This is a genomic window from Saccharopolyspora sp. NPDC000995, from assembly GCF_053599315.1.
The window spans coordinates 53,711-73,752 of record NZ_JBSFLZ010000010.1 but is presented as its reverse complement, the minus strand read 5'-3'; the positions used below and the strand labels follow the sequence as shown (position 1 = coordinate 73,752).

Sequence of the window (20,042 nt, the reverse complement as noted above, 5' to 3'; positions counted from 1 at the left end):
CGAACGTCGGCCTTAATCCACTTTGGACATGAGTTGCCGAGATCCGTGCGAGCCGCCACTTTGGACACAGTCGCGCGCTCAGGAGGGTCAATGTACGTCGACGGCGTGGCCATCCTCGCCCGCGGAATCGCCGCCAGGGGCCCCGAGGGCATCGTTTTCGCCAACCTAGACCTGCGCGTCGAACCCGGTGCGCTCGCCGTGGTGGCCGGACCCTCCGGGACGGGCCGCACCTCGCTGCTGCTCGCCCTCTCCGGCCGCCTCCCGCTGATCACCGGGTACCTGGACGTCTCCGGGCACGTGCTGCCCGCGCAGGCCAAGGCGGTGCGGCAGCTGCTCCGCCCGGCCCGGCTGCGCCCGGGCTACGAGCTGGAGGACAAGCACCGGGTCCGCGAGGCGATCGTGGAACGCCGCCTGATCAGCGGCGTCTCCGAGCGCTCCATCGATGCCGCGCTCGACAAGGTGCGGATCGCCCCGGACCGCACCGCGCTGATCGACGAGCTGCACCCCGCCGAACGGCTGCTGCTCGCCGTGGCGCTGACGGTGGCCGCCGAGCCCGCCGGGATCCTCGTCGACGACGTGGACGCCGGTCTCCCCATGTCCGCGCGGGCGCAGGTGTGGGCGGGGCTGCGCGAGGTGGCCCGCACCGGGATGACGGTGCTGGCCAGCGCCACCGATCCGCCATCCGGCGACGTCGAGGTGATCCCGCTGCCCGCGCGCGAACCCGACCGCCCCACGAAGGTGCTCGACCTGCAGGAAGAGGTCACCCGGTGAAAGCGTTCAAGCTCGCTTGGCTGGAGGTGCGGCGCTTCCGCGGGCCGCTGCGCCGCTTCGTGCCGCTCGCCCTGGTCCTGGTCCCGCTGCTTTACGGATCGCTGTACCTGTGGTCGAACTGGGATCCCTACGGCCAGTTGAACCGGGTGCCGGTCGCGGTGGTCAACTCGGACCAGCCGGTGGACAGCCGCGGCGAGCACATCAACGCCGGCGAGCAGTTCGTCCAGCAGCTCAAGGCCACCGACATCTTCGACTGGAACTTCGTGGACTCCGCCGAGGCCCGGCACGGGCTGCAGGAAGGCCGGTACTACTTCACGATCGAGGTCCCGTCGGACTTCAGCACGAAGCTGGCGACCGCGGCCGACCGCAACCCGGAGCGCGCCTCGCTGCAGTTGGTCAAGAACGACGCCAACGGCTACACCGCCGGGATCATGGCCGACACGGTGCAGACCGAGCTGCAGAACCAGATCAACGCCGCCGCGCACGCCACCTACGCCCGCGCGCTCTACGGCGAGCTCGACCAGGCGCGCGGGAAGCTGCAGCTCGCTTCGGAAGCGTCGAAGCAGCTCGTCGAGGGCACTGATCTGAGCAAGCAGGGCACTGCGGCCCTTTCCAAGGGCCTCAACGGGGTTCGCGACGGCACCGGCGAGGTTTCGCGTGGCGTGCAGAGCATCTCCGACGCCACCGCGCAGTTGGACCAGGAGCTGCGCACGATCAACAACTTCACCGCCGAACGGCTGCCGGACGCAGTCAACGCCCTGGTCAACGCGAGCAACGTGGCGGTCAACAGCCTGAGCAAAATCAAGGCCACCACCGGTTTCCTCGGCCAGCGCGCGGCAGAAGGCCGTGCGGCCATCGAGGAACTCGGCCAGAAGCACCCCGAGATCGCACAGGATTCCGCGTACCAGCGAGCGCTGGACAACGCCCGCAAGCTCGCCGACTCCGCGGCCGGCGCCGACAAGGACGCCCAACAGGCCTTGGGCACCACGCAGGACGCCAACGGCCAAGCGCTGGCCCTGCAGAAAAACGTCGGCCCGCTGCAGAGCCAGATCCGCGCGATCACCGCTCCGGCGGACACGCTGCGCGCGGGCGCCGCGGAGCTCGCCGGCGGTTCCAACGGCATCACCAACGGCCTCAACACGCTGGCCGCGAGCAGCGGGGTGCTGGAGACCGGCGCCGGGCAACTCAACGACGGCGCGAAGAACCTGCTGGGACTGGTCGACGACACGCTGGGCAAGATCCCGCCGACGAACCCCACCGAGGTCGCCAACGCCGCGGATGTCCTCGGGTCACCGACCGAGATCCACACCGAGAACCTCAACCCGGCCAACGTGTACGGGCGCGGGCTGGCGCCGTTCTTCTTCGCGATCGCCCTCTGGTTGTTCGGCCTGCTCGCGTACCTGCTGCTCAAACCGGTGAACCTGCGCGCGCTCGCGGACCGCGTCGGGGCGTTCACGATCGCGTTCGCCGGGTTCCTGCCCGCGGCGGTGCTGGGCGTGCTGGGCGGGCTCGTGCTGTACGCGGCGGTCGACTTCGGGCTCGGGCTCGACCCGGTGCACGTTTGGTGGACAGTCGGGCTGGTAAGCCTGGCCGCGGTCGCGTTCGTGGCGATCGACCACTTCCTGCGGACGGCGTTCGGCGCGGTCGGCGGCCTGTTGTCGTTGATGCTGCTGATCATCCAGCTCACCGCCTCGGGCGGCCTGTACCCGATGGAGACGACTCCGGTGCCGTTCCAGGCAATCCACCCGTTCCTGCCGATGAGCTACCTGGTGGACGGGCTACGGGTGACGATCTCCGGCGGTATGGCGGAGCACCTGCTGCGCGACGTCGCGGTGCTGACGGGATTCCTGGTGGTCTTCCTTGCCCTCACCACGGTGGCGGTGCAACGCCAGCGGTCCTGGACGATCGCCCGCCTGCACCCGCAATTCGAGCTGTAGCGATCCCCTGTGACCTCCGGCCGCACGGTCGCAGGCCACCCCTTCAGGCTCGTAGGCTGACTACATGGCTGTTGTGAAGATCAATGCAATCGAGGTTCCCGAGGGCTCCGGTCCGGAGTTGGAGAAGCGGTTCGCTTCGCGGCACGGCTCCGTGGACAGCGCTCCCGGCTTCCTCGGGTTCGAGCTGCTGCGCCCGGTCAAGGGCGAGAACCGGTACTTCGTCTACACGAAGTGGGAATCCGAGGAGGCGTTCCAGGCGTGGGCCAGTGGCCCGGCCAAGGCGGCGCACGCCGGTGAGGCCAAGAACCCGGTGGCCACCGGCTCCAGCCTCCTGGAGTTCGAGGTCGTCCAGGAGTCCCACCCCGGCGCCTGACCGGCGCTCATGGGCTCGTGAGCGGCTTCGGGCTGCGATGGCGGCGAAGCCGCTCACGAGCGACGGGCTGGGCGAACGCTGAACCTGCTGGCCTGCTGGGGTGCGTCAGCGTGTCAGGACGAGCGTGGCGAGGATCGCGCGGTGGTCGGCGCCAGCCACGTCGAAGGTCCGGTAGGACTGCGCGGCGATGCCCTTGCTGGTGAGCACGTGGTCGATCGTGACCGGCGGCGGGAACCAGGAGCCCGGGCCCGGCCAGGTCGGGTGCAGACCGGCACCGGTGACCTCGGCGGCATCGGTGTAGCCCTGATTGAGCAGGTATTTGAGGCGGGTGTGGTCGAGGGTCGCGTTGAAGTCGCCCGCCAGCATCCGGGGCGTGCCGTCGGCGGCCGGGCCCGGTAGCGCACGCAGGTCGCTGGCCCAGACCTCGGCGGTGTCACGGCCCATCGGGTACAGCGAGTGCACCGCCACGATCTCGAAGTCCCGCGCGCCGGGCACCTGCACCCGCGCCGAAGGCTGGGCCAGCGTGGCCTGCGGCACCAGCGCCAGTTCTCGCAGCGGATAGCGGGAGGCCATCCCGGTGCCGTCCGCCTTCGGCCCCGGTTGGAACACCCGGTGCGGCAACACCTCCGCGAGTCCGACGGCGTCCAGCTCGGCCACCAGCTCGGGCGTGAGTTCCTGCAGGCTGAGCACGTCGACCTGGTTCTGCCGCACCAGGTCCACGACCTGCGCGGCGTCCGCGCCGCCGAAGTAGGTGTTCAGCGACAGCACCCGCAGCGTCACGCCCTGGGCGGGGGTCGTGTTGGGAATCGCCCGGGGCACGACCGACAGCGCCAGGGTCGCGGTGACCAGGCCGACAACAATCGCGGTCAACCAGCGCCGCAGCACGAGGCCCAGCAACGCCAGCACGATTCCGACCAGCAACGCGTACTGGGTGAGCGCCACCAGCGCGACCGTGTACCGGTTGCCGTCCAGTCCGGCCAGCGGCAGCACCGCCCACCCCAGGAAGCTGAACGTGGCCAACAGCAGCAGCACCGTGATCGCACGCCCACCGGGCTTTCGGCGCGGCCGGTGCTCCGGCTCGGCCAGCAACGTCTGCTCCATGTGCCTTCCCTTGTCGTCCGCGTCACCCAGCCTGTCAGCGAGCTGTGCGCGGCCTGTCAGGACCCTCGGCGACATAGGTGGCCGCTAGCCGAGGGAGGTTGTATGTCATTCGCGATCCATGCCGAGGGCCTGGTCAAACGGTTCGGCGCAACCTCCACGCTGCCCGGGTCGATCTCGCCGTGCCCGCCGGGACGATCCTCGGCGCGCTCGGCCCCGTGGCCCTATCGGCACCGCTGATCGGCGCGATACCCAGGACATCGTGCGGGACCTGGTGTCGCTCGCGGTGCTGCTGGTGTTCGCCACCATCATGGGCTTCCGCATGGTGTCGCCACCATCATGGGCTTCCGCATCCTGATGCGCTGTTGGCACTGGCCGCGATCCTGGTGGTGATCCGCCTTCGCGCTGGCAGTGTCCTGGGTCACGGTGTCCCTCGGGATGCTGATCAGGAGCCAGCAGGCGCTGCCCGGCGTGGCGATGGCGTTCATGTCCCCGCTGACCATGGGCAGCAACGTGTTCGCGCCGACGGAGACGATGCCCGGCTGGCTGCAGGCGTGGATAACGTCAACTCGGTCACCAAGCTCGCGGACACGCGCGCTGCCTGATGATCGCGGCCCGGCCGGCGGATGTGATCAAGCGCCGTGTGCATGCTTCGCGCCTCTATAGCAACGCTCTAGCAGCCCAACGCACGCACGAGACCTGACCAGCGGTGACGGTGCCTGATGAGTGGGTCGCCCGGGACCACCCCCGATCGGAGCGGAATAATATTCACGACATCCTGCGGTCGATCCCTCCCGCGTCGGGGGCGGGAGGGATCGATCGCGGGGTCGAGCGCATGCGCCTGACCACGTTCCCTGTTCACCACGCTCGGCAGCCTGATCTGGAACACCGCCTTCGTCCTGGCGGGCGACCGGCCGAACCCAGCCCCGGAGATAGCAGGAGGCCCCGCGCCAGTGGACGCGGGGCCTTCTGGTGGTGCGTCAGGCGGACTCGGTGTCCGTGCCCTCCTGCTTGTTGTCGTCGGAGCTCGCCGAGACCGCGACCGGCGGGGCGTCCGGGACCAGCGACGGCTTCTGCTCGCCGCGGAAGGTGAAGTGGGCCTTGTCGTCGGCTCCCTCGCCATCCCAGCCCTCGACGTCGACGATCACGATCTGGCCCGGCTGGATCTCGCCGAAGAGGATCTTCTCGGACAGCTTGTCCTCGATCTCCCGCTGGATCGTCCGACGCAGCGGCCGCGCACCCAGCACCGGGTCGAACCCGCGCTTGGCCAGCAACTTCTTCGCCTTGTCCGTCAGCTCCAGGGCCATGTCCTTGGCCTTTAGCGCCTTCTCCACCCGGCCCGAGAGCAGATCAACCATCTGGATGATCTCGGCCTCGGTGAGCTGGTGGAACACGATCACATCATCGATGCGGTTGAGGAACTCCGGCCGGAAATGCTTCTTCATTTCCTCGTTGACCTTGTTCTTCATCCGCTCGTAGTTGGAATCAGCGCCCTGACCGCTGGAGAAGCCCAAACCAACAGCCTTGGAGATGTCCTGCGTACCGAGGTTCGAGGTGAAGATCAACACTGTGTTCTTGAAGTCCACCGTCCGGCCCTGACCATCGGTCAACCGGCCGTCCTCCAACACCTGCAACAGCGTGTTGTAAATCTCCTGGTGGGCCTTCTCGATCTCGTCGAAGAGCACCACCGAGAACGGCTTGCGCCGCACCTTCTCGGTGAGCTGACCACCCTCCTCGTAACCGACGTACCCGGGCGGGGCACCGAAGAGCCGCGACGCGGTGTAGCGGTCGTGGAACTCGCCCATGTCGATCTGCACCAGCGCGTCGTCGTCACCGAAGAGGAACTCCGCCAACGCCTTGGACAGCTCCGTCTTACCCACACCCGAGGGGCCAGCGAAGATGAACGACCCCGAGGGACGCTTCGGGTCCTTCAGGCCCGCACGCGTGCGGCGGATCGCCTGCGACACGGCCTTGACCGCGTCGTTCTGGCCGATGATGCGCTTGTGGAGCTCGTCCTCCATGCGCAGCAGCCGGGTCGTCTCCTCCTCGGTGAGCTTGAACACCGGGATACCCGTCCAGTTCGCCAGCACCTCGGCGATCTGCTCGTCGTCGACCTCGGCGACCACGTCCAGGTCACCGGCCTTCCACTGCTTCTCCCGCTCCTCCTTCTGGCCGAGGAGCTGCTTCTCCTCGTCCCGCAGGCGGGCGGCCCGCTCGAAGTCCTGCGCGTCGATCGCGGACTCCTTCTCCCGGCGCACGTCAGCGATCTTCTCGTCGAACTCCCGCAGATCCGGCGGCGCGGTCATCCGGCGGATCCGCATCCGGGCACCGGCCTCATCGATCAAGTCGATCGCCTTGTCCGGCAGGAACCGGTCGTTGATGTAGCGGTCGGCCAGACTCGCCGCCGCCACCAGCGCCGAATCCGTGATCGAGACACGGTGGTGCGCCTCGTAGCGGTCCCGCAGACCCTTGAGGATCTCCACCGTGTGCTGCAACGACGGCTCACCGACCTGGATCGGCTGGAACCGGCGCTCCAACGCCGGATCCTTCTCCACGTACTTGCGGTACTCCTCCAGCGTGGTGGCACCAATGGTCTGCAACTCACCACGGGCCAACATCGGCTTGAGGATGCTGGCTGCATCAATCGCGCCCTCGGCAGCACCCGCACCCACCAGAGTGTGGATCTCGTCGATGAACAAGATGATGTCGCCGCGGGTCTTGATCTCCTTGAGCACCTTCTTCAAGCGCTCTTCGAAATCACCGCGGTAACGCGAACCAGCGACCAGCGACCCGAGATCCAGGGTGTAGAGCTGCTTGTCCTTCAGCGTCTCAGGCACCTCGCCCTTGACGACCTTCTGCGCCAGGCCCTCCACGACCGCCGTCTTACCGACACCGGCCTCACCGATGAGCACCGGGTTGTTCTTGGTGCGCCGCGAGAGGACCTGCATGATCCGCTCGATTTCCTTCTCCCGGCCAATCACCGGGTCCAGCTTGCCCTCGCGGGCGCTCTGCGTCAGGTTCCGCCCGAACTGGTCCAGCACCAGCGACGACGACGGCGTGCCCTCACCACGGCCACCAGCCTCAGCAGGCTCCTTGCCCTGGTAACCCGACAGCAACTGCAGCACCTGCTGACGCACCCGGTTCAGATCCGCACCGAGCTTGACCAGCACCTGCGCGGCCACGCCCTCGCCCTCGCGGATCAACCCGAGCAGGATGTGCTCCGTACCGATGTAGTTGTGGCCGAGCTGCAACGCTTCACGCAGCGACAGCTCCAGCACCTTCTTCGCCCGTGGGGTGAACGGGATATGTCCGCTCGGAGCCTGCTGCCCCTGGCCGATGATCTCCTCGACCTGTTGGCGCACGCCCTCAAGCGCGATACCCAGCGACTCCAACGCCTTGGCGGCGACACCCTCACCCTCGTGGATCAAGCCCAGGAGAATGTGCTCGGTGCCGATGTAGTTGTGGTTGAGCATCCGGGCCTCTTCCTGGGCCAGGACGACCACCCGCCTCGCGCGGTCGGTGAACCTCTCGAACATTCGCACTCCCTGACTGCTGCGCCGGCGGTCTCGTTCCGGGACACGGCTCCTGCACGCCTATGCCCACGACGGGTTCAGCACTCTTGAGGACCACTGTAGTAGCCCCACCCGGTCGCGGTCCGTGCCCGCTACGGCCTACTGCCCACATTTCTTGTCCGGCTTCCCGCTCAACGACCCGCTGGCCTGCGGGATTCCGGATTTCGACCGATCGGATGGCCCTGTCCGCTCAGCGCGAACAGACCCTACGAACTGGACTGATCGGCGGACGCGCCACGTCGGCCGCCGATCGGGACCACCATCGGGGTACCCACCACGGGATCAGCAATCACCCGCGCATTCAGCTCGAAAACCTCGGCCAACAATTCCTCGGTGAGCACTTCGCCAGGCTCGCCCTCGGCGACGATCGCGCCGCCTTTCATCGCCACCAGCCGGTCGGCGTAGCGGGCGGCCAGGTTCAGGTCGTGCAGCACCATCACGACGGTACGGCCGCTCTCGTCGTGCAGCCGTCCGACGAGCTCCAGCACGTCCACCTGGTGGGACAGGTCGAGGTAGGTGGTCGGCTCGTCGAGCAACAGCAGGTCGGTGCCCTGCGCCAACGCCATGGACAGCCAGGCGCGCTGCCGCTGGCCGCCGGAGAGCTCGTCCAGGGTGCGGTCGGCGAGGTCCTCGATGCCGGTCATGCCCAGCGCCTCGGCCACCGCCGACTCGTCGTCCGAGGACCACTGCCGGTACCAGGACTGATGCGGGTGCCGACCGCGGGCGACCAGGTCGGCCACGGTCAGGCCATCGGGCGCCACCGGCGACTGCGGGAGCACCCCGAGCACCTTGGCGACTTCCTTGGTGGACATCTTGTGGATCTGCTTGCCGTCCAGCAGCACGCTGCCGCGCTTCGGGTGCAGCAGGCGCCCCAACGCGCGCAGCAGCGTCGACTTGCCACAGCCGTTCGGGCCGATCACCGCGGTGATGGTGCCGTCCACGACGTCGAAGTCCAGGCCGTCGACGATGACGCGGTCGCCGTAGGCCAGCTGCAGGTCGCTGGCGTGCAACCGCTGCCGTTGTCCGATGGCCGACACGGCGCGCTGGTCCTCGGCTTTCTCGCTGGACATGGCGGATGCGGTCATGCGCGGACCTCCCGGTACCGACGGACGAGCAGGTAGATCAGGTAAGGAGCGCCAAGGATGGCGGTGATGATGCCGACCGGGAGCTCCATTCCGCCGAAGGCGGTCCGGGAGATCACGTCGGAGCCGACGACCAGCGCGGCGCCCAGCACTGCCGAGGTGAGCAACGGCGGGCGCGGGGTGCGCGCGACGCGCAGCGCGATCTGCGGGGTGGCCAGCGCGACGAACTGGACCGGCCCGGCCGCGGCGGTGGCGATCGACGCCAGCGCGACCGAGGCCAGCAGCAGCGCGCCGCGCGAGAAGTCCATCCGGACGCCCAGCCCGCGCACCGTGTCGTCGTCGAACTGCAGCGCCCCGAGCACGTGCGTGCCGATCAGCGCCAGCGGGATCAGCACGACGAGGGCGATAGCCACCGGGATCACGTGCTCCCAGCCGCGCGCGTTGAGGCTGCCCGTCAGCCACACCATGGCCCGGCTCGCGTCGGTGACGTCGCCGACGGTCAGCAGCCAGTAGGTCACGTTTCCCGCCAGCGCGCTGACACCGACACCGACCAGCACCAGCCGGAAGGAGTCCACGCCGCGACGGTAGGCCAGCGCGTAGACCGCGATGCCGGTGATCAGCCCGCCCGCCAGCGCCACCAGTGGCAGGCCGTAGTTCGCCAGCGCGCCCGCGAGGCTGCCCGCCGTGCCGCCAACCACGATCACCAGGGTCGCGGCGGTGCCCGCGCCCCAGGTGATGCCGAGCATGTCCGGGCTGGCCAGCGGGTTGCGGGCGAGCGCCTGCATGATCGCTCCGGAGAGACCGAGCGCGGCGCCGACCAGCAGACCGGTCAGCGACCTCGGCAACCGCAGCTCCCAGATGATGATCTGCTGCGCCCGGTCGCCGCCGCCGACCAGCGTGTCGAGCACCTCCAGCGGGCTGATCTGGTACTCGCCGAGGCCGACGTTGAGCACGAAGACCGCCAGCAGCACGACCAGACCGCCCAGCAGCGCCGCCAGGGGCCGCCAGCGCAGCACCCCGGAGAACGGGCCGAGCCGGACCGGTCGGCGACCGGCGACGCCTGACAGCGAGTTGTCGAGAACCCGGGTCACAACCGCACCAACTTCCGGCGGCGCACGAGCGCGATGAACAACGGTGCGCCAACCATCGCCAGCATCACCCCGACCTGCACCTCGGACGGCCGCGCCACGATCCGGCCGAGCACGTCGGCGAGCAGCACCAGCGACACGCCCAGCAGCCCGGCGAACGGGAGCAGCCAGCGGTAGTCGGCGCCGGTGAAGAAACGGGCCACGTGCGGCACGATCAGCCCGACGAACCCGATCGGCCCGCAGATCGCGACCGCCCCGCCCACCAGGATCGCGATCCCGGCGATGCCCGCCCGGCGCGCCCACTCGACGCGGTGGCCGAGCGAGCGGGCCACGTCGTCGCCCAGCGACAGGGCGTTGAGGCTGGACGCGTTGGCCAGCGCCAGCACGACGCCCACCGCCAGGAACGGCAGCACCTGCGGAATCACCGCGGTGTCGGTGATCGCGATGGTTCCGACCTTCCAGAACCGGTAGGTGTCCATGGTCTGCTGGTCCGAGATCACCAGCGCCGAGGTGATGGCCTGCAGCAGGTGGCTGATCGCGGTACCGGCCAGCGCCAGCGTCACCGGTGTCGGGCCGCCGCGGCCGAGGGAGCCGATCGCGAACACCGCGAGCGCGCCCAGCAGCGCACCGGCGAAGCCGAACCAGATGAAGCCGAGCAGCGTGGTGACGCCGAAGGTGTAGACGGCGAGGACGACGGCCAGCGCCGCGCCCTGCGTGATGCCGAGGATGCCGGGGTCGGCGATCGGGTTGCGGGTGTGGCCCTGCATCAGCGCGCCCGCCAGGCCCAGCGCCGCGCCCGCGAGGACGCCGGCGATCGTGCGCGGCACCCTCAGCTCGCGGATGATCAGGTCGTTCTCGGTTCCGGAAGGCGCGAACAGCCCGGCCCACACGTCCTGCAGCGGGATCGTCTTGGCCCCGATCACCACGCTGAGCACGCAGGCGACCACCAGCACAACTAGCAGGACCGCGATGCCGATGCCCCGGCGGCGCCGGCGTTGTCGCAGGCGGGTGCCGCCGGCGGAGATGGGTGCCGCACCGTGCCCGGATGCGCGAGGGCTGCCGACGGCCACGCTGCGACTCACGTCCCACTCCCTCTGCCATTCGTCCGGACCGCACTTAGGTTAGGCCCACCTAAGACTGATCCAACAGAGTGGGGCGGATTGTCCGACGTCACACGTCGGCTCCCGGCGCCGGCGACCGGCGCCGGGAGCATCCGGAAAAAGGCCGACGGAGGCGACAATCGGACATGACCTCGCGTTGCTGATCAATGGCGCTTTTCCGCCAGCTAAGAGGTGAATGGAGTTATCCGAACGCAACGAAGGGCGTTTGCCGGCTGGTGAGCCGCGCAAACGCCCCTCGACGGTTCCTTCAGTTCGCCTGGTGGTACTGCTCCACGATGTCGGCGGGGATACGACCCCGGTCCGACACCTTCAGGCCGCGCTTGCGAGCCCATTCCCGAATGGCCTGGTTCTGCTCGCGATCGGCGCTCGTGGAACTGCCGGCGGAACGCGCCGTGGTACCCGGGCGCGGCCCCGGCTTCTTGCGGCCGCCGGCCCGACGCGCGTTGGAGACGTAGTTCGCCAGGGCATCCCGCAACTCGCCGGCATTGTCGACGGAAAGGTCGATCTGGTAGGCGACGCCGTCCAATCCGAACTCAACGGTTTCGTCGGCCTGCCCGCCGTCCAGATCGTCGACAAGAGTGACAGTGACCTTCTGCGCCATCTTCGAAGTCCTCCCGGAGCCAAAATTGTCTAATAGCGGGACAGCGACCATCCGCAGGAGCGCAACTCCCTTGCGAGTACGTCAATAGCCGTCACCGGAACATTCTGAGCTCAGGTTAGCGCAGTAACTGCCTTATTGCACTCACCCGAGCCGGAAAATTCACCGGTGTCCGCCCTGATCGGGTCATTCCGGGCGGACCAGCGGGAAGAGGATCGTCTCCCGGATACCCAGTCCGGTCAACGCCATCAACAACCGGTCTATACCCATTCCGACTCCACCACTGGGTGGCATTCCGTACTCCAGCGCGCGCAGAAAGTCGTCATCGATCGGCATGGCCTCGTCATCACCCGCGGCCGCGAGAGCGGCCTGCTCTTCGAGCCGGGCTCGTTCCACGACCGGATCGACGAGTTCGGAGTATCCGGTGGCCAGCTCGAACCCGCGAACGTACAGGTCCCATTTCTCAGCCAACCCCGGCTCGCTGCGGTGTTGCCGGGTCAACGGCGAGGTCTCCACCGGGAAGTCGCGAACGAAAGTGGGCGCGGTCAAATGATCGCCGACCAGGTGCTCCCACAGCTCCTCGACGAGCTTTCCGTGACCATGCACGGGATCGGTCTGCAATCCGTAGGAGTCCGCGTGCTTGCGCAACGCCTCGATCGAAGTTTCCGGAGTGATCTCCGAATCCAGCGCTTCCGACAAGGAGTCGTACATCCTGATCGACGCCCACTCGCCGGACAAGTCGTACTCGGTCCCGTCGAACCAGGTGACCACCTGCGAACCTGCGACCGCTTCGGCCGCTTCCTGGATCAGCGACCTGGTGAGCGCGGCCATGTCGTCATAATCCGCATAGGCCTGGTAGAACTCCAACATCGCGAACTCGGGTGAGTGGGAAGAATCACTACCCTCGTTGCGGAAGTTCCGGTTGATCTCGAAAACCTTCTCGATCCCGCCGACGACGCATCGCTTCAGATACAACTCCGGCGCGATCCGCAGGAACAGGTCGATGTCGAAGGCGTTGGAATGCGTCGTGAACGGACGCGCGGCGGCACCGCCTTGCAACGTCTGCAACATCGGGGTTTCGACCTCGATGAAACCGCGCCGATTGAACGAATCGCGCAGCGAACGCTGCACTGCGGCGCGAGTGCGCACCGTGTCGGCGGCCTGCTTGCGGACGATCAGGTCGACGTAGCGCTGCCGGACCCGGGTCTCCTCGCCGAGGTCCTTGTGCATCACCGGCAGCGGGCGAAGCGTCTTGGCCGCCATCCGCCACTCGTCGGCCATCACGGACAGCTCGCCGCGCCGGGAGGTGATCACCTCGCCGTGCACGAAGACGTGGTCGCCGAGGTCCACATCGCTCTTCCAGGACGACAGGGAGTCCTCGCCAACCTGCTTGAGGCTGAGCATCGCCTGCAGTTCGGTGCCGTCGCCGGCGCGCAGCGTGGCGAAGCAGAGCTTTCCGGTGTTGCGCAAGAACATCACGCGGCCCGCGACGCCGACCTGCTCACCGGTGGCGGTGTCGGGCACCAGGTCCTGGTGGGCGGCGCGCACCTGGGACAGGCTGTGCGTGATCGGCAGGTTCACCGGGTAGGGGTCGACTCCGGCGGCGAGCAGGCGCTCCCGCTTCTCCCGCCGGATCCGCATCTGTTCCGGCAGGTCGTCGACGCCGTCAGCGCTGGTTGCCGGAGGGTTGGGAAGGTCCTGGTCAGTCACGGCCTCCAAGGGTACGTTTCGCCCTCCCACCACCCGCCACCCGCCACCCGCCACCAGGAGCCATTCCAGCGATTGACACCACGATCCTGTTCCCGCTCGGCCCGCACCGCGCCTGCCAGCGGTGGAACCTCGGCCGCCTGCCCGACTCCGGGATCCCCGAACGGTACGACCAGTCCTCGCGGATCCCGACGAGTCCGGACCTCCGTGTCAGCGGACGTTCCGGTCGAAGACGAGGCGGAGGCCGAGGAGAGTCAGGTCCGGGACGTGGTGGGTGATCGTCGTCGACTCTGTCACCACCAGCGGGGCCAGGCCGCCGGTGGCGATGACAGTGGTGGGACCACCGTGGGTCGACTCCAACTCCGCGACGATGCGGCGCACCAGGCCATCGACCTGACCCGCGAAGCCGAACAGGATGCCGGACTGCAGGCACTCCACGGTGTTCTTGCCGATTACCGATCGCGGCCGGACCAGCTCGACCTTGCGCAGTTGCGCGGCCCGCGAGGCCAGCGCGTCCAGCGAGATCTCGATGCCCGGGGCGAACGCGCCGCCCAAGAACTCGCCCTTGGCCGAAATGACGTCGATGTTCGTGGACGTGCCGAAATCGACCACCACGCAGTTGGTCGCGTGCAGGTGGTGTGCCGCCAGCGTGTTGATCACCCGGTCCGCGCCGACCTCCTTCGGATTGTCCACCAGAAGCGGCACCCCCGTGCGCACGCCCGGCTCGACGACCACGCACGGCACGTCGCTCCAGTAGCGGCCCAGCATGACTCGGAGTTCGCGCAACAGGGCAGGCACTGTGGACAGCGCCGCGATGCCGGTGATCTCGTCCGCGTAGTCCCCGAGCAGCCCGCGCATCGTCAGCGCCATCTCGTCGGCGGTCATCCGCGGCTCGGTGCGCATCCGCCAGTCCCGCACCAGCGTCGTTGCGACGTCGGCGTCCGCGACCTCGGGGCGGTCGGCGTAGAGGCCAAGCACGATGTTGGTGTTTCCGACGTCGATGGCGAGCAGCACCGTCGTTCGTCCCTTCGGTTGTCAGCGATCACGCGGGTGCGGCCCCGCCGCGCTCGGCTGCGCTCTGACGTCAGGCAAGCGGCGAAGCCGCTTCCTCTTTCACGACGCACTCAACTCGCACCGCCGCGGGTTCTCAGACGTCTTCTCGCGAGGACAGCCCCGAAGCCGCGTTTGGACATCGGGGATCGGCGCAGTCGAGAAGGCGTCCGAGGTTCCACTGCCCGCACCGCCACGCAAACCGACCACGAACCCCCGCTTAAAGCTCAGTGCTCCGGCCGTTGCAGGAGGGCATCGAGCTTCGCGGCGTCGTCAGTTTCGGCCGTCGGGTCGGCGAGCACCGCCGCGCTGGTGAGGCCGGAACCCGCCGGGGCGCTGCCCGGGTCCTCGCCCTGCTCCAGGATCCGGTTGTCGGCGTCGACGAAGATCACCTTCGGCCGCACCGAACGCGCCTCCATCTCGTCCATCACGCCGTAGGACAGCAGGATCACGATGTCACCGGGCTCGATCAGGTGCGCGGCGGCGCCGTTGATGCCGATCACCCCCGAGCCGCGCTCGCCGGTGATCACGTAGGTCTCCAGCCGCGCACCGTTGGTGACATCGACGATGGCGACCTGCTCGCCTTCCAGCAGACCCGCGGCGTCCATCAGGTCGGCGTCGACGGTCACCGAACCGACGTAGTGCAGATCGGCCTGGGTCACCGTGGCGCGGTGGATCTTGGACTTCAGCATGGTGCGGAACATCGCAGACCTCCTACTGCTGATACCGCGGTTTGCCGACGTATCTTGCGCGACGCCCGATCCGTCTCGACGGGCACCCGCGCGTTCGCCGCTTCACCTCTGTTTCGACACGCCGGGGCTGCCCAGCAGCACCAGCGCGTTGTCGATCAACCTCGTTGGTCCGACCTTGGCTGCCACCAGAAGCCGCGCCTCGCCCTCTGCCGGTACCGGGCCCAGCTCGGTGTCGCGCAGCTCCAGGTAGTCGACGTCCACCGACGGCTCCGTGGCCAGCACGGCACCGGCGGCCTTGAGTGCCGCATCCGTTCCCGCCGCCGCGGCGTGCGCCGCGGCCGTCAACGACGCCGAGAGCACCAGCGCAGCCTCGCGCTGCCCGGCGTTGAGGTAGGCGTTGCGGGAGGACAGCGCCAAGCCGTCCGCTTCCCGCACGGTGGGGATGCCCTGGATCCGGGCGTCCAGGTTCAGCTCCCGCGCCATCCGGCGGATCAGCACGAGCTGCTGGTAGTCCTTCTCACCGAAGAACGCCAGGTCCGGCCGCACGATGTTGAGCAGCTTCAGGACCACGGTGAGCATCCCGTCGAAGTGCCCCTGCCGAAAGGCGCCCTCCAGCTGCTCGCCCAGCGGTCCGGAATGGACGGTGGTCTGCGGGTCGGGGCCGTACATCGCGTCGACCGACGGCGCGAAGACCAGCTCCACCCCGGCATCCCGGCACGCTTCCAGATCGGCCTCGAAGGTGCGCGGGTAGCAGTCGAAGTCCTCGCTCGGCCCGAACTGCAGCGGGTTCACGAAGATCGACACGACGGTGACGGCGTTGATGTCCCGGGCCCGGCGGATCAGCTCCAGGTGGCCGCGGTGCAGCGCGCCCATCGTCGGCACCAGGTGGATCCGGCGGCCGGTGGCCCGTAGGGCGCGGGTGACCCTGGCCAGTTCGGTGGGCTCGCGGTGCACGGTCAGCTCGCCCCGCGCGAAACCAGGGCTTTCGCTCATGACGGCTCCAGTGTCTGCAATGCTCATGCTGGCTCCTCGTCCAGCGCTTCGCGGACCGCCGCGGCGCCGTCCGCGTGCAGGATTCCGGCCTCCTCGGCGCGTTCCGCGGTCCGCTTCGCCAGTTCGCGGTAGCTGGCCACGGTTGCGGGGTTCTCCCCGCTCAGCGTCGCGAGGTGCGCGCGGACCGTGCCGGCGTCACCGCGCATAACCGGACCGGTGATGGCGCGGTCGCCGAGGCGCAGCGCGTTGTCCAGCGAGGCGGACAAGATCGGTGCCATGACCCGGTCGGGGATTTCGATGCCCGCGCCGCGCAGCAGCTCGGCGCACTCGTTGACCAGAGTGATCAGGTGGTTGGCGCCGTGGGTGAGCGCGGCGTGGTAGAGGCGGCGGGACTCCTCCGGCACCCGCACTGGCTCCATCCCGAGCTCAAGCGTCAGCGCCTCCGCGACGTGCCAACCCGCGTCGTCCGCACCGGACGCCGTGACGGCCATGCAGGCGTTGGCGAGGCGTTCGACGTCTTCCGAGCGGCCGGTGAAGGTCATGGCCGGGTGCAGCGCCAAGGTCAGCACGCCTACGTCGGCGGCCGGGGCGAGGGCGTCAACGCCGTGCGCGCCGCAGGTGTGCACGAGGATCTGACCGGCGCGCAGGGAGCCGGTGGCGACCAGACCGCGGGCCAGCCCAGCGATCACGTCGTCCGGCACCGCCAGTAGCACCAGGTCGGCCTGCAGGGCCACCTCGTCGGGCGGCAGCACCGCGACCCCGGGGAGCAGTTCCTCGGCCCGGCGCCGCGACGCCTCCGAGACCGCGGAGACCGCGACGACCTGGTGACCCGCGCGTTGCAGCGCCGCACCCAGCACAGCACCGACCCGGCCGGCCGAGATGACTCCGACCCGCAGCCGAGGGCCCGTGCGATCAGCAGCCATTGCCACGTCGTCCTCCCCTACCGTTCCAGTCCCAACCACCGGGTACCAGACAGCAGCGCGAGACTAGCCCGCCGAACCCTCCGCCGTGCCCCCCAGGTGGCGAGAACCACGCAATCCCGTCCTGACGCACACCCCTGGGTTCGCGATTTCAATGGAAATCGAAGGTCCGATCTCCATTCATTGAAATGCGGTCAGTCCCGGGAGCGTTGGATCGGAGGCCTCGGCTTCCTGGGGCCTGGCGGGCGCCGGAGGTTGTGCTGGGTCAGCTCCGTGAGCTTGATTCGGGCCGTCTGGATTGCCTGCTGGGTACCCGCCGCCGACCGCCGCGCCTGCTTCAGGTCCTCGATCAGCTTCTCGCGACGAGCCCGGCGCGCCGCGCTGGTGGTCTGCCCCTGCGCGGCCCGGTGCTGCAGGAACGCCAGCTCGGTGACCGCGATCTGGTAGTCCCGCACCGCCTTCGCCGCCTCGTTCCCGGCGCTGCGCCGCACCTTGCGCAGCCAGCCGCGCCGACCCGCGAGCGTCGCGAGCATCTCCATTTCGCTGCGCACGATCAGCCCGGCCCGCTCCAGCACCGGCAGCTGCTGGATGACGATCCGCTGCTCACGCTTGCGCTGCCACACCACCAGCCAGAAAGTACCCAGGAAGATCGGCACCATGATCAGGAAGTAGACGTTCAGGAACTCCGCGCCGCCGAGCAGCGTCGACGTGTTCCACACCGCGTGCAGCAGCACCGCGCCGACGAACCCGGCCAGCAGGTAAAGCAGCCGCAGCCGCTTGCCGTCGGTCCGCGAGGCCAATCCGACGCCGATGCCGAACATCGAGCTGAACAGCGGGTGCGAGAACGGCGCGAGCACCCCGCGCAAGATGAACACCGCCACGACACCGCCGCCGACGCTGCCCAGCCCACCGGCAGCGAAAGCCTTGCCGAAGTACAGGATGTTCTCGGTAAAGGCGAAGCCCGCCGCGGTCAGCGACGCATAAACGATGCCGTCGACCAGCCCGTTGAACTCCGACCGGCGGCGGAACCACAGCGCCACGACGAACAGCGCCTTCGCCGCCTCTTCCACCAGCGGGCCCGCGACCGCCGTGAGGAAGAACCGGTTGTCCGGGCCGAACAGGACGTTGCCGAGGTCGGTGATGGCGTCGTTGAGCAGCAGCGAACACGCGGTCGCCCCGCCGGCGCCCCACAGGAACGCGCCGAGCAGCAGCATCGGCGGTTCCGGCTCCCAGCGGTCGATCCAGATGATCGCGGCGAACACCACGCCCACCGGCAGCAGGGCGGCCACCGCCCCGACCAGCGCGGGCGCCACCCCGACCTTCGAGGTGGTGACGCCGACCATCACCAACCCGCAGATTCCGAGCACGATCAGGCCGCCGACGGGCCATCCGACGGCGTGGTGCTTGCGGCTCTGGAGCCTGCGCGCGCCGGACAGATCGGCGGGCTGTCTCTGAAGATCAGGACTCGACACGGACAAAACCCTAGATAACGGCTCGCAGCGATGCCCGGACAGTCACCTTCTCAGGCGCGTCGGCGACGTCGGCGTTGCGCATCGGAGGTACCCCCGTACGCGGCTAGCAAGTCGTTGACCGAGGTCCCCTCGGCGTGCGCGCCCGCCGGATCCAGCTCCGGCTGCGAGGCGACCTGTTCGGGCTTGGCCTTCGACGGTGCCGGCGGCTCGCCGCGACGCGGCTCCTCCGAAGCCTCGTAGTGCGCCTTGTCCGGGCGCTTGGCCCCGGCAGGGCGGGACGGGTGCGCCTGGGCCGGCTGCGGCTTGGGCCGCTGCCGCTGCTTGGGCCGCCGCTCCGACTGCTCCCCGGGCAACCTGCTGATCAGCTCGGTTCTGGGCTGGGCGCCGTTGGAAGGCGTTGGTGCGGCGGGAAGTTCGCGCCCCGGCGGCGGGACGAGCTGGCCCTCCACCTTGCCGCGCTCGGGCAGCGAGCGGACGCGGGTGGATTCGGCGCGCAGCGCGACCCGCTCGAACAGCACGTCGCCGCCGAGGACCTTCTCCAGGCTCTCGCGCAGTCGGCGCAGCTCCGCCTGCAGCGCCTGCATCTCGCTCTCGGACTCCTCGGCGGCCTTGCGCCGCGCCTCGGCCTCGGCCTCCAGCTCGAACTCCCTGCGGGCCGCGATCTCCCGCTCCAGTTCGAGCTCGTAGATGCGCTGGCGGTCCGCCGCATGCTGCTCGCCCTCGACCACGCGGTTGCGCAACTTGGCGACCGCGAAGGCACCGATCAGCGCCGCCCACAGCGCGGCGACGAGCCCGAGGCGTAGCAGGCGGGCATCGTTGGTGAGCACGAGGACCGCCGTTGCGGCCGCGGCGAGCACTAGCACGAGCATCCACAAGGCGGTCGATCGTCCCCTGCGGGATCCGGATTCGGTGCTACCGCGTTCGGACATGCCCACCACGGTACCGGGCGGTTATCAGTTCGAGACCTCAAGGGAACAGACCGGTCTCCACTTTGGTCGGTGTGGCGCAGCGCACCGACGCCCGAACGGCCGAACGGCTCGGCTCATTCCTCGTCGTCGCAGGGCTCTTCCGGCTCGTCCGGATTGCGCAGGCAGTTCTCCAACCAGAGCCCGGCCGCGATCAACACGCCCGCGCTGATCGCCCCGATCACCGCGGCGAAGGCGTCCGCCCGGGCGACCTCGACGGTGCCCAGCCGCGGCAGCAGGAAAGCGATCAGGCCCACCCACGCCCCAGCCATGATCGCGCCGGCCAGCGACGACGCCTTGGCCAACGCGACCGCGCGCGCAGCGGTCAGCCCGTCGACCGGTTCGGTGCCCGGCTTGCGCTTGACCCGCGGCCGCATGTTCAACGCCAGGAACAGGTCGATGAGCGCGATCACCAGCAGCGTCGCCCCGGCCAGCAGCGGCAGCGGCGGCAGCTCGCCGTACATGAGCCTGGCGAGCAGGTAGACCACGACGGCCCCGGCCAAGCCGCCCACGATGAGCTGCCGGGGCTTGGTGAAGGTCAGGTGCTCTGCGTGTCGCGGTGCCACGGTCCCAGCATGGCACCTCGCACCACCCAGACCATCC

Annotated in this window: 17 protein-coding genes; 3 read left to right on the top strand and 14 right to left on the bottom strand. The window is 68.9% G+C overall.

What is annotated here, in order from left to right; translation table 11 throughout:
• The first annotated feature begins 90 nt into the window (after window positions 1-90).
• The 3 genes from ACWDKQ_RS06010 to ACWDKQ_RS06000 all read left to right on the top strand — a co-directional run bounded on the left by ACWDKQ_RS06010 (window position 91) and on the right by ACWDKQ_RS06000 (window position 3,081).
• Window positions 91-771 (top strand): ATP-binding cassette domain-containing protein, encoded by a 681-nt coding sequence (locus ACWDKQ_RS06010; RefSeq protein ID WP_450137632.1) that lies wholly within the window; start codon window positions 91-93, stop codon window positions 769-771.
• On the top strand, window positions 768-2,708 hold the full coding sequence (locus ACWDKQ_RS06005; protein WP_450137631.1) for a YhgE/Pip family protein: 1,941 nt from the start codon (window positions 768-770) through the stop codon (window positions 2,706-2,708). The genes ACWDKQ_RS06010 and ACWDKQ_RS06005 overlap by 4 nt, the downstream gene beginning before the upstream one ends.
• A 64-nt stretch (window positions 2,709-2,772) precedes the next feature.
• The gene (locus tag ACWDKQ_RS06000) at window positions 2,773-3,081 is read left to right on the top strand and encodes an antibiotic biosynthesis monooxygenase family protein (RefSeq protein ID WP_168586235.1); all 309 of its coding nucleotides are present in this window, start codon (window positions 2,773-2,775) and stop codon (window positions 3,079-3,081) included.
• Window positions 3,082-3,186: 105 nt separating this feature from the next.
• Here the strand turns inward: ACWDKQ_RS06000 and ACWDKQ_RS05995 are convergent, their stop codons facing one another.
• The 14 genes from ACWDKQ_RS05995 to ACWDKQ_RS05930 form a co-directional block, all read right to left on the bottom strand.
• Window positions 3,187-4,182 carry an endonuclease/exonuclease/phosphatase family protein gene (locus ACWDKQ_RS05995; protein ID WP_450137630.1) on the bottom strand — a complete coding sequence of 332 codons (996 nt, stop codon included), beginning with the start codon at window positions 4,180-4,182 and terminating at the stop codon, window positions 3,187-3,189.
• Between the two features lie 977 nt (window positions 4,183-5,159).
• Window positions 5,160-7,715: an ATP-dependent Clp protease ATP-binding subunit gene (locus ACWDKQ_RS05990; RefSeq protein ID WP_450137629.1), complete on the bottom strand. Its 2,556-nt coding sequence runs from the start codon at window positions 7,713-7,715 to the stop codon at window positions 5,160-5,162.
• A gap of 242 nt (window positions 7,716-7,957) precedes the next feature.
• Window positions 7,958-8,821 (bottom strand): ABC transporter ATP-binding protein, encoded by an 864-nt coding sequence (locus ACWDKQ_RS05985; RefSeq protein WP_450137665.1) that lies wholly within the window; start codon window positions 8,819-8,821, stop codon window positions 7,958-7,960.
• 11 nt (window positions 8,822-8,832) lie between these two features.
• The gene (locus ACWDKQ_RS05980; RefSeq protein WP_450137628.1) at window positions 8,833-9,924 is read right to left on the bottom strand and encodes a FecCD family ABC transporter permease; all 1,092 of its coding nucleotides are present in this window, start codon (window positions 9,922-9,924) and stop codon (window positions 8,833-8,835) included.
• The gene (locus ACWDKQ_RS05975) at window positions 9,921-11,003 is read right to left on the bottom strand and encodes a FecCD family ABC transporter permease (RefSeq protein WP_450137627.1); all 1,083 of its coding nucleotides are present in this window, start codon (window positions 11,001-11,003) and stop codon (window positions 9,921-9,923) included. The genes ACWDKQ_RS05980 and ACWDKQ_RS05975 overlap by 4 nt, the downstream gene beginning before the upstream one ends.
• A 286-nt stretch (window positions 11,004-11,289) precedes the next feature.
• Window positions 11,290-11,643: a histone-like nucleoid-structuring protein Lsr2 gene (locus ACWDKQ_RS05970; RefSeq protein ID WP_450137626.1), complete on the bottom strand. Its 354-nt coding sequence runs from the start codon at window positions 11,641-11,643 to the stop codon at window positions 11,290-11,292.
• A 183-nt stretch (window positions 11,644-11,826) separates the two neighbouring features.
• Complete coding sequence (gene lysS, locus ACWDKQ_RS05965) at window positions 11,827-13,281, bottom strand: lysine--tRNA ligase (RefSeq protein ID WP_450137664.1); 1,455 nt, start codon at window positions 13,279-13,281, stop codon at window positions 11,827-11,829.
• Window positions 13,282-13,557: 276 nt separating this feature from the next.
• Window positions 13,558-14,361, bottom strand: coding sequence for a type III pantothenate kinase (locus tag ACWDKQ_RS05960; protein ID WP_450137625.1), 804 nt, complete (start codon window positions 14,359-14,361; stop codon window positions 13,558-13,560).
• 263 nt (window positions 14,362-14,624) lie between these two features.
• Window positions 14,625-15,101 carry an aspartate 1-decarboxylase gene (gene panD, locus ACWDKQ_RS05955; RefSeq protein WP_450137624.1) on the bottom strand — a complete coding sequence of 159 codons (477 nt, stop codon included), beginning with the start codon at window positions 15,099-15,101 and terminating at the stop codon, window positions 14,625-14,627.
• A 90-nt stretch (window positions 15,102-15,191) separates the two neighbouring features.
• Window positions 15,192-16,109, bottom strand: coding sequence for a pantoate--beta-alanine ligase (gene panC / locus ACWDKQ_RS05950; protein ID WP_450137623.1), 918 nt, complete (start codon window positions 16,107-16,109; stop codon window positions 15,192-15,194).
• Window positions 16,106-17,005 carry a Rossmann-like and DUF2520 domain-containing protein gene (locus tag ACWDKQ_RS05945; protein WP_450137622.1) on the bottom strand — a complete coding sequence of 300 codons (900 nt, stop codon included), beginning with the start codon at window positions 17,003-17,005 and terminating at the stop codon, window positions 16,106-16,108. Before ACWDKQ_RS05945 ends, panC begins: the two co-directional genes overlap by 4 nt.
• A 191-nt stretch (window positions 17,006-17,196) precedes the next feature.
• A complete protein-coding gene (locus tag ACWDKQ_RS05940; RefSeq protein WP_450137621.1) occupies window positions 17,197-18,474 on the bottom strand; it encodes a PrsW family intramembrane metalloprotease in 1,278 nt (425 codons plus the stop codon).
• A 50-nt stretch (window positions 18,475-18,524) separates the two neighbouring features.
• Entirely contained in the window at window positions 18,525-19,403 is an 879-nt protein-coding gene (locus tag ACWDKQ_RS05935) for a DUF6779 domain-containing protein (RefSeq protein WP_450137620.1), read from the bottom strand.
• Between the two features lie 113 nt (window positions 19,404-19,516).
• Entirely contained in the window at window positions 19,517-20,005 is a 489-nt protein-coding gene (locus ACWDKQ_RS05930) for a DUF3180 domain-containing protein (protein ID WP_450137619.1), read from the bottom strand.
• Between the last annotated feature and the right edge of the window lie 37 nt (window positions 20,006-20,042).

What these genes read in the sequence shown, in the direction of transcription:
- ACWDKQ_RS05985 (WP_450137665.1), bottom strand. Translation starts at nt 8,821, where the DNA reads ATGTCCAGCGAGAAAGCCGAGGACCAGCGCGCCGTGTCGGCCATCGGA.
- ACWDKQ_RS06000 (WP_168586235.1), top strand. Translation starts at nt 2,773, where the DNA reads ATGGCTGTTGTGAAGATCAATGCAATCGAGGTTCCCGAGGGCTCCGGT.
- lysS (WP_450137664.1), bottom strand. Translation starts at nt 13,281, where the DNA reads ATGCGGATCCGGCGGGAGAAGCGGGAGCGCCTGCTCGCCGCCGGAGTC.
- panC (WP_450137623.1), bottom strand. Translation starts at nt 16,109, where the DNA reads ATGAGCATTGCAGACACTGGAGCCGTCATGAGCGAAAGCCCTGGTTTC.
- ACWDKQ_RS05945 (WP_450137622.1), bottom strand. Translation starts at nt 17,005, where the DNA reads ATGGCTGCTGATCGCACGGGCCCTCGGCTGCGGGTCGGAGTCATCTCG.
- ACWDKQ_RS05935 (WP_450137620.1), bottom strand. Translation starts at nt 19,403, where the DNA reads ATGTCCGAACGCGGTAGCACCGAATCCGGATCCCGCAGGGGACGATCG.
- ACWDKQ_RS05970 (WP_450137626.1), bottom strand. Translation starts at nt 11,643, where the DNA reads ATGGCGCAGAAGGTCACTGTCACTCTTGTCGACGATCTGGACGGCGGG.
- panD (WP_450137624.1), bottom strand. Translation starts at nt 15,101, where the DNA reads ATGTTCCGCACCATGCTGAAGTCCAAGATCCACCGCGCCACGGTGACC.
- ACWDKQ_RS05995 (WP_450137630.1), bottom strand. Translation starts at nt 4,182, where the DNA reads ATGGAGCAGACGTTGCTGGCCGAGCCGGAGCACCGGCCGCGCCGAAAG.
- ACWDKQ_RS06010 (WP_450137632.1), top strand. Translation starts at nt 91, where the DNA reads ATGTACGTCGACGGCGTGGCCATCCTCGCCCGCGGAATCGCCGCCAGG.
- ACWDKQ_RS05990 (WP_450137629.1), bottom strand. Translation starts at nt 7,715, where the DNA reads ATGTTCGAGAGGTTCACCGACCGCGCGAGGCGGGTGGTCGTCCTGGCC.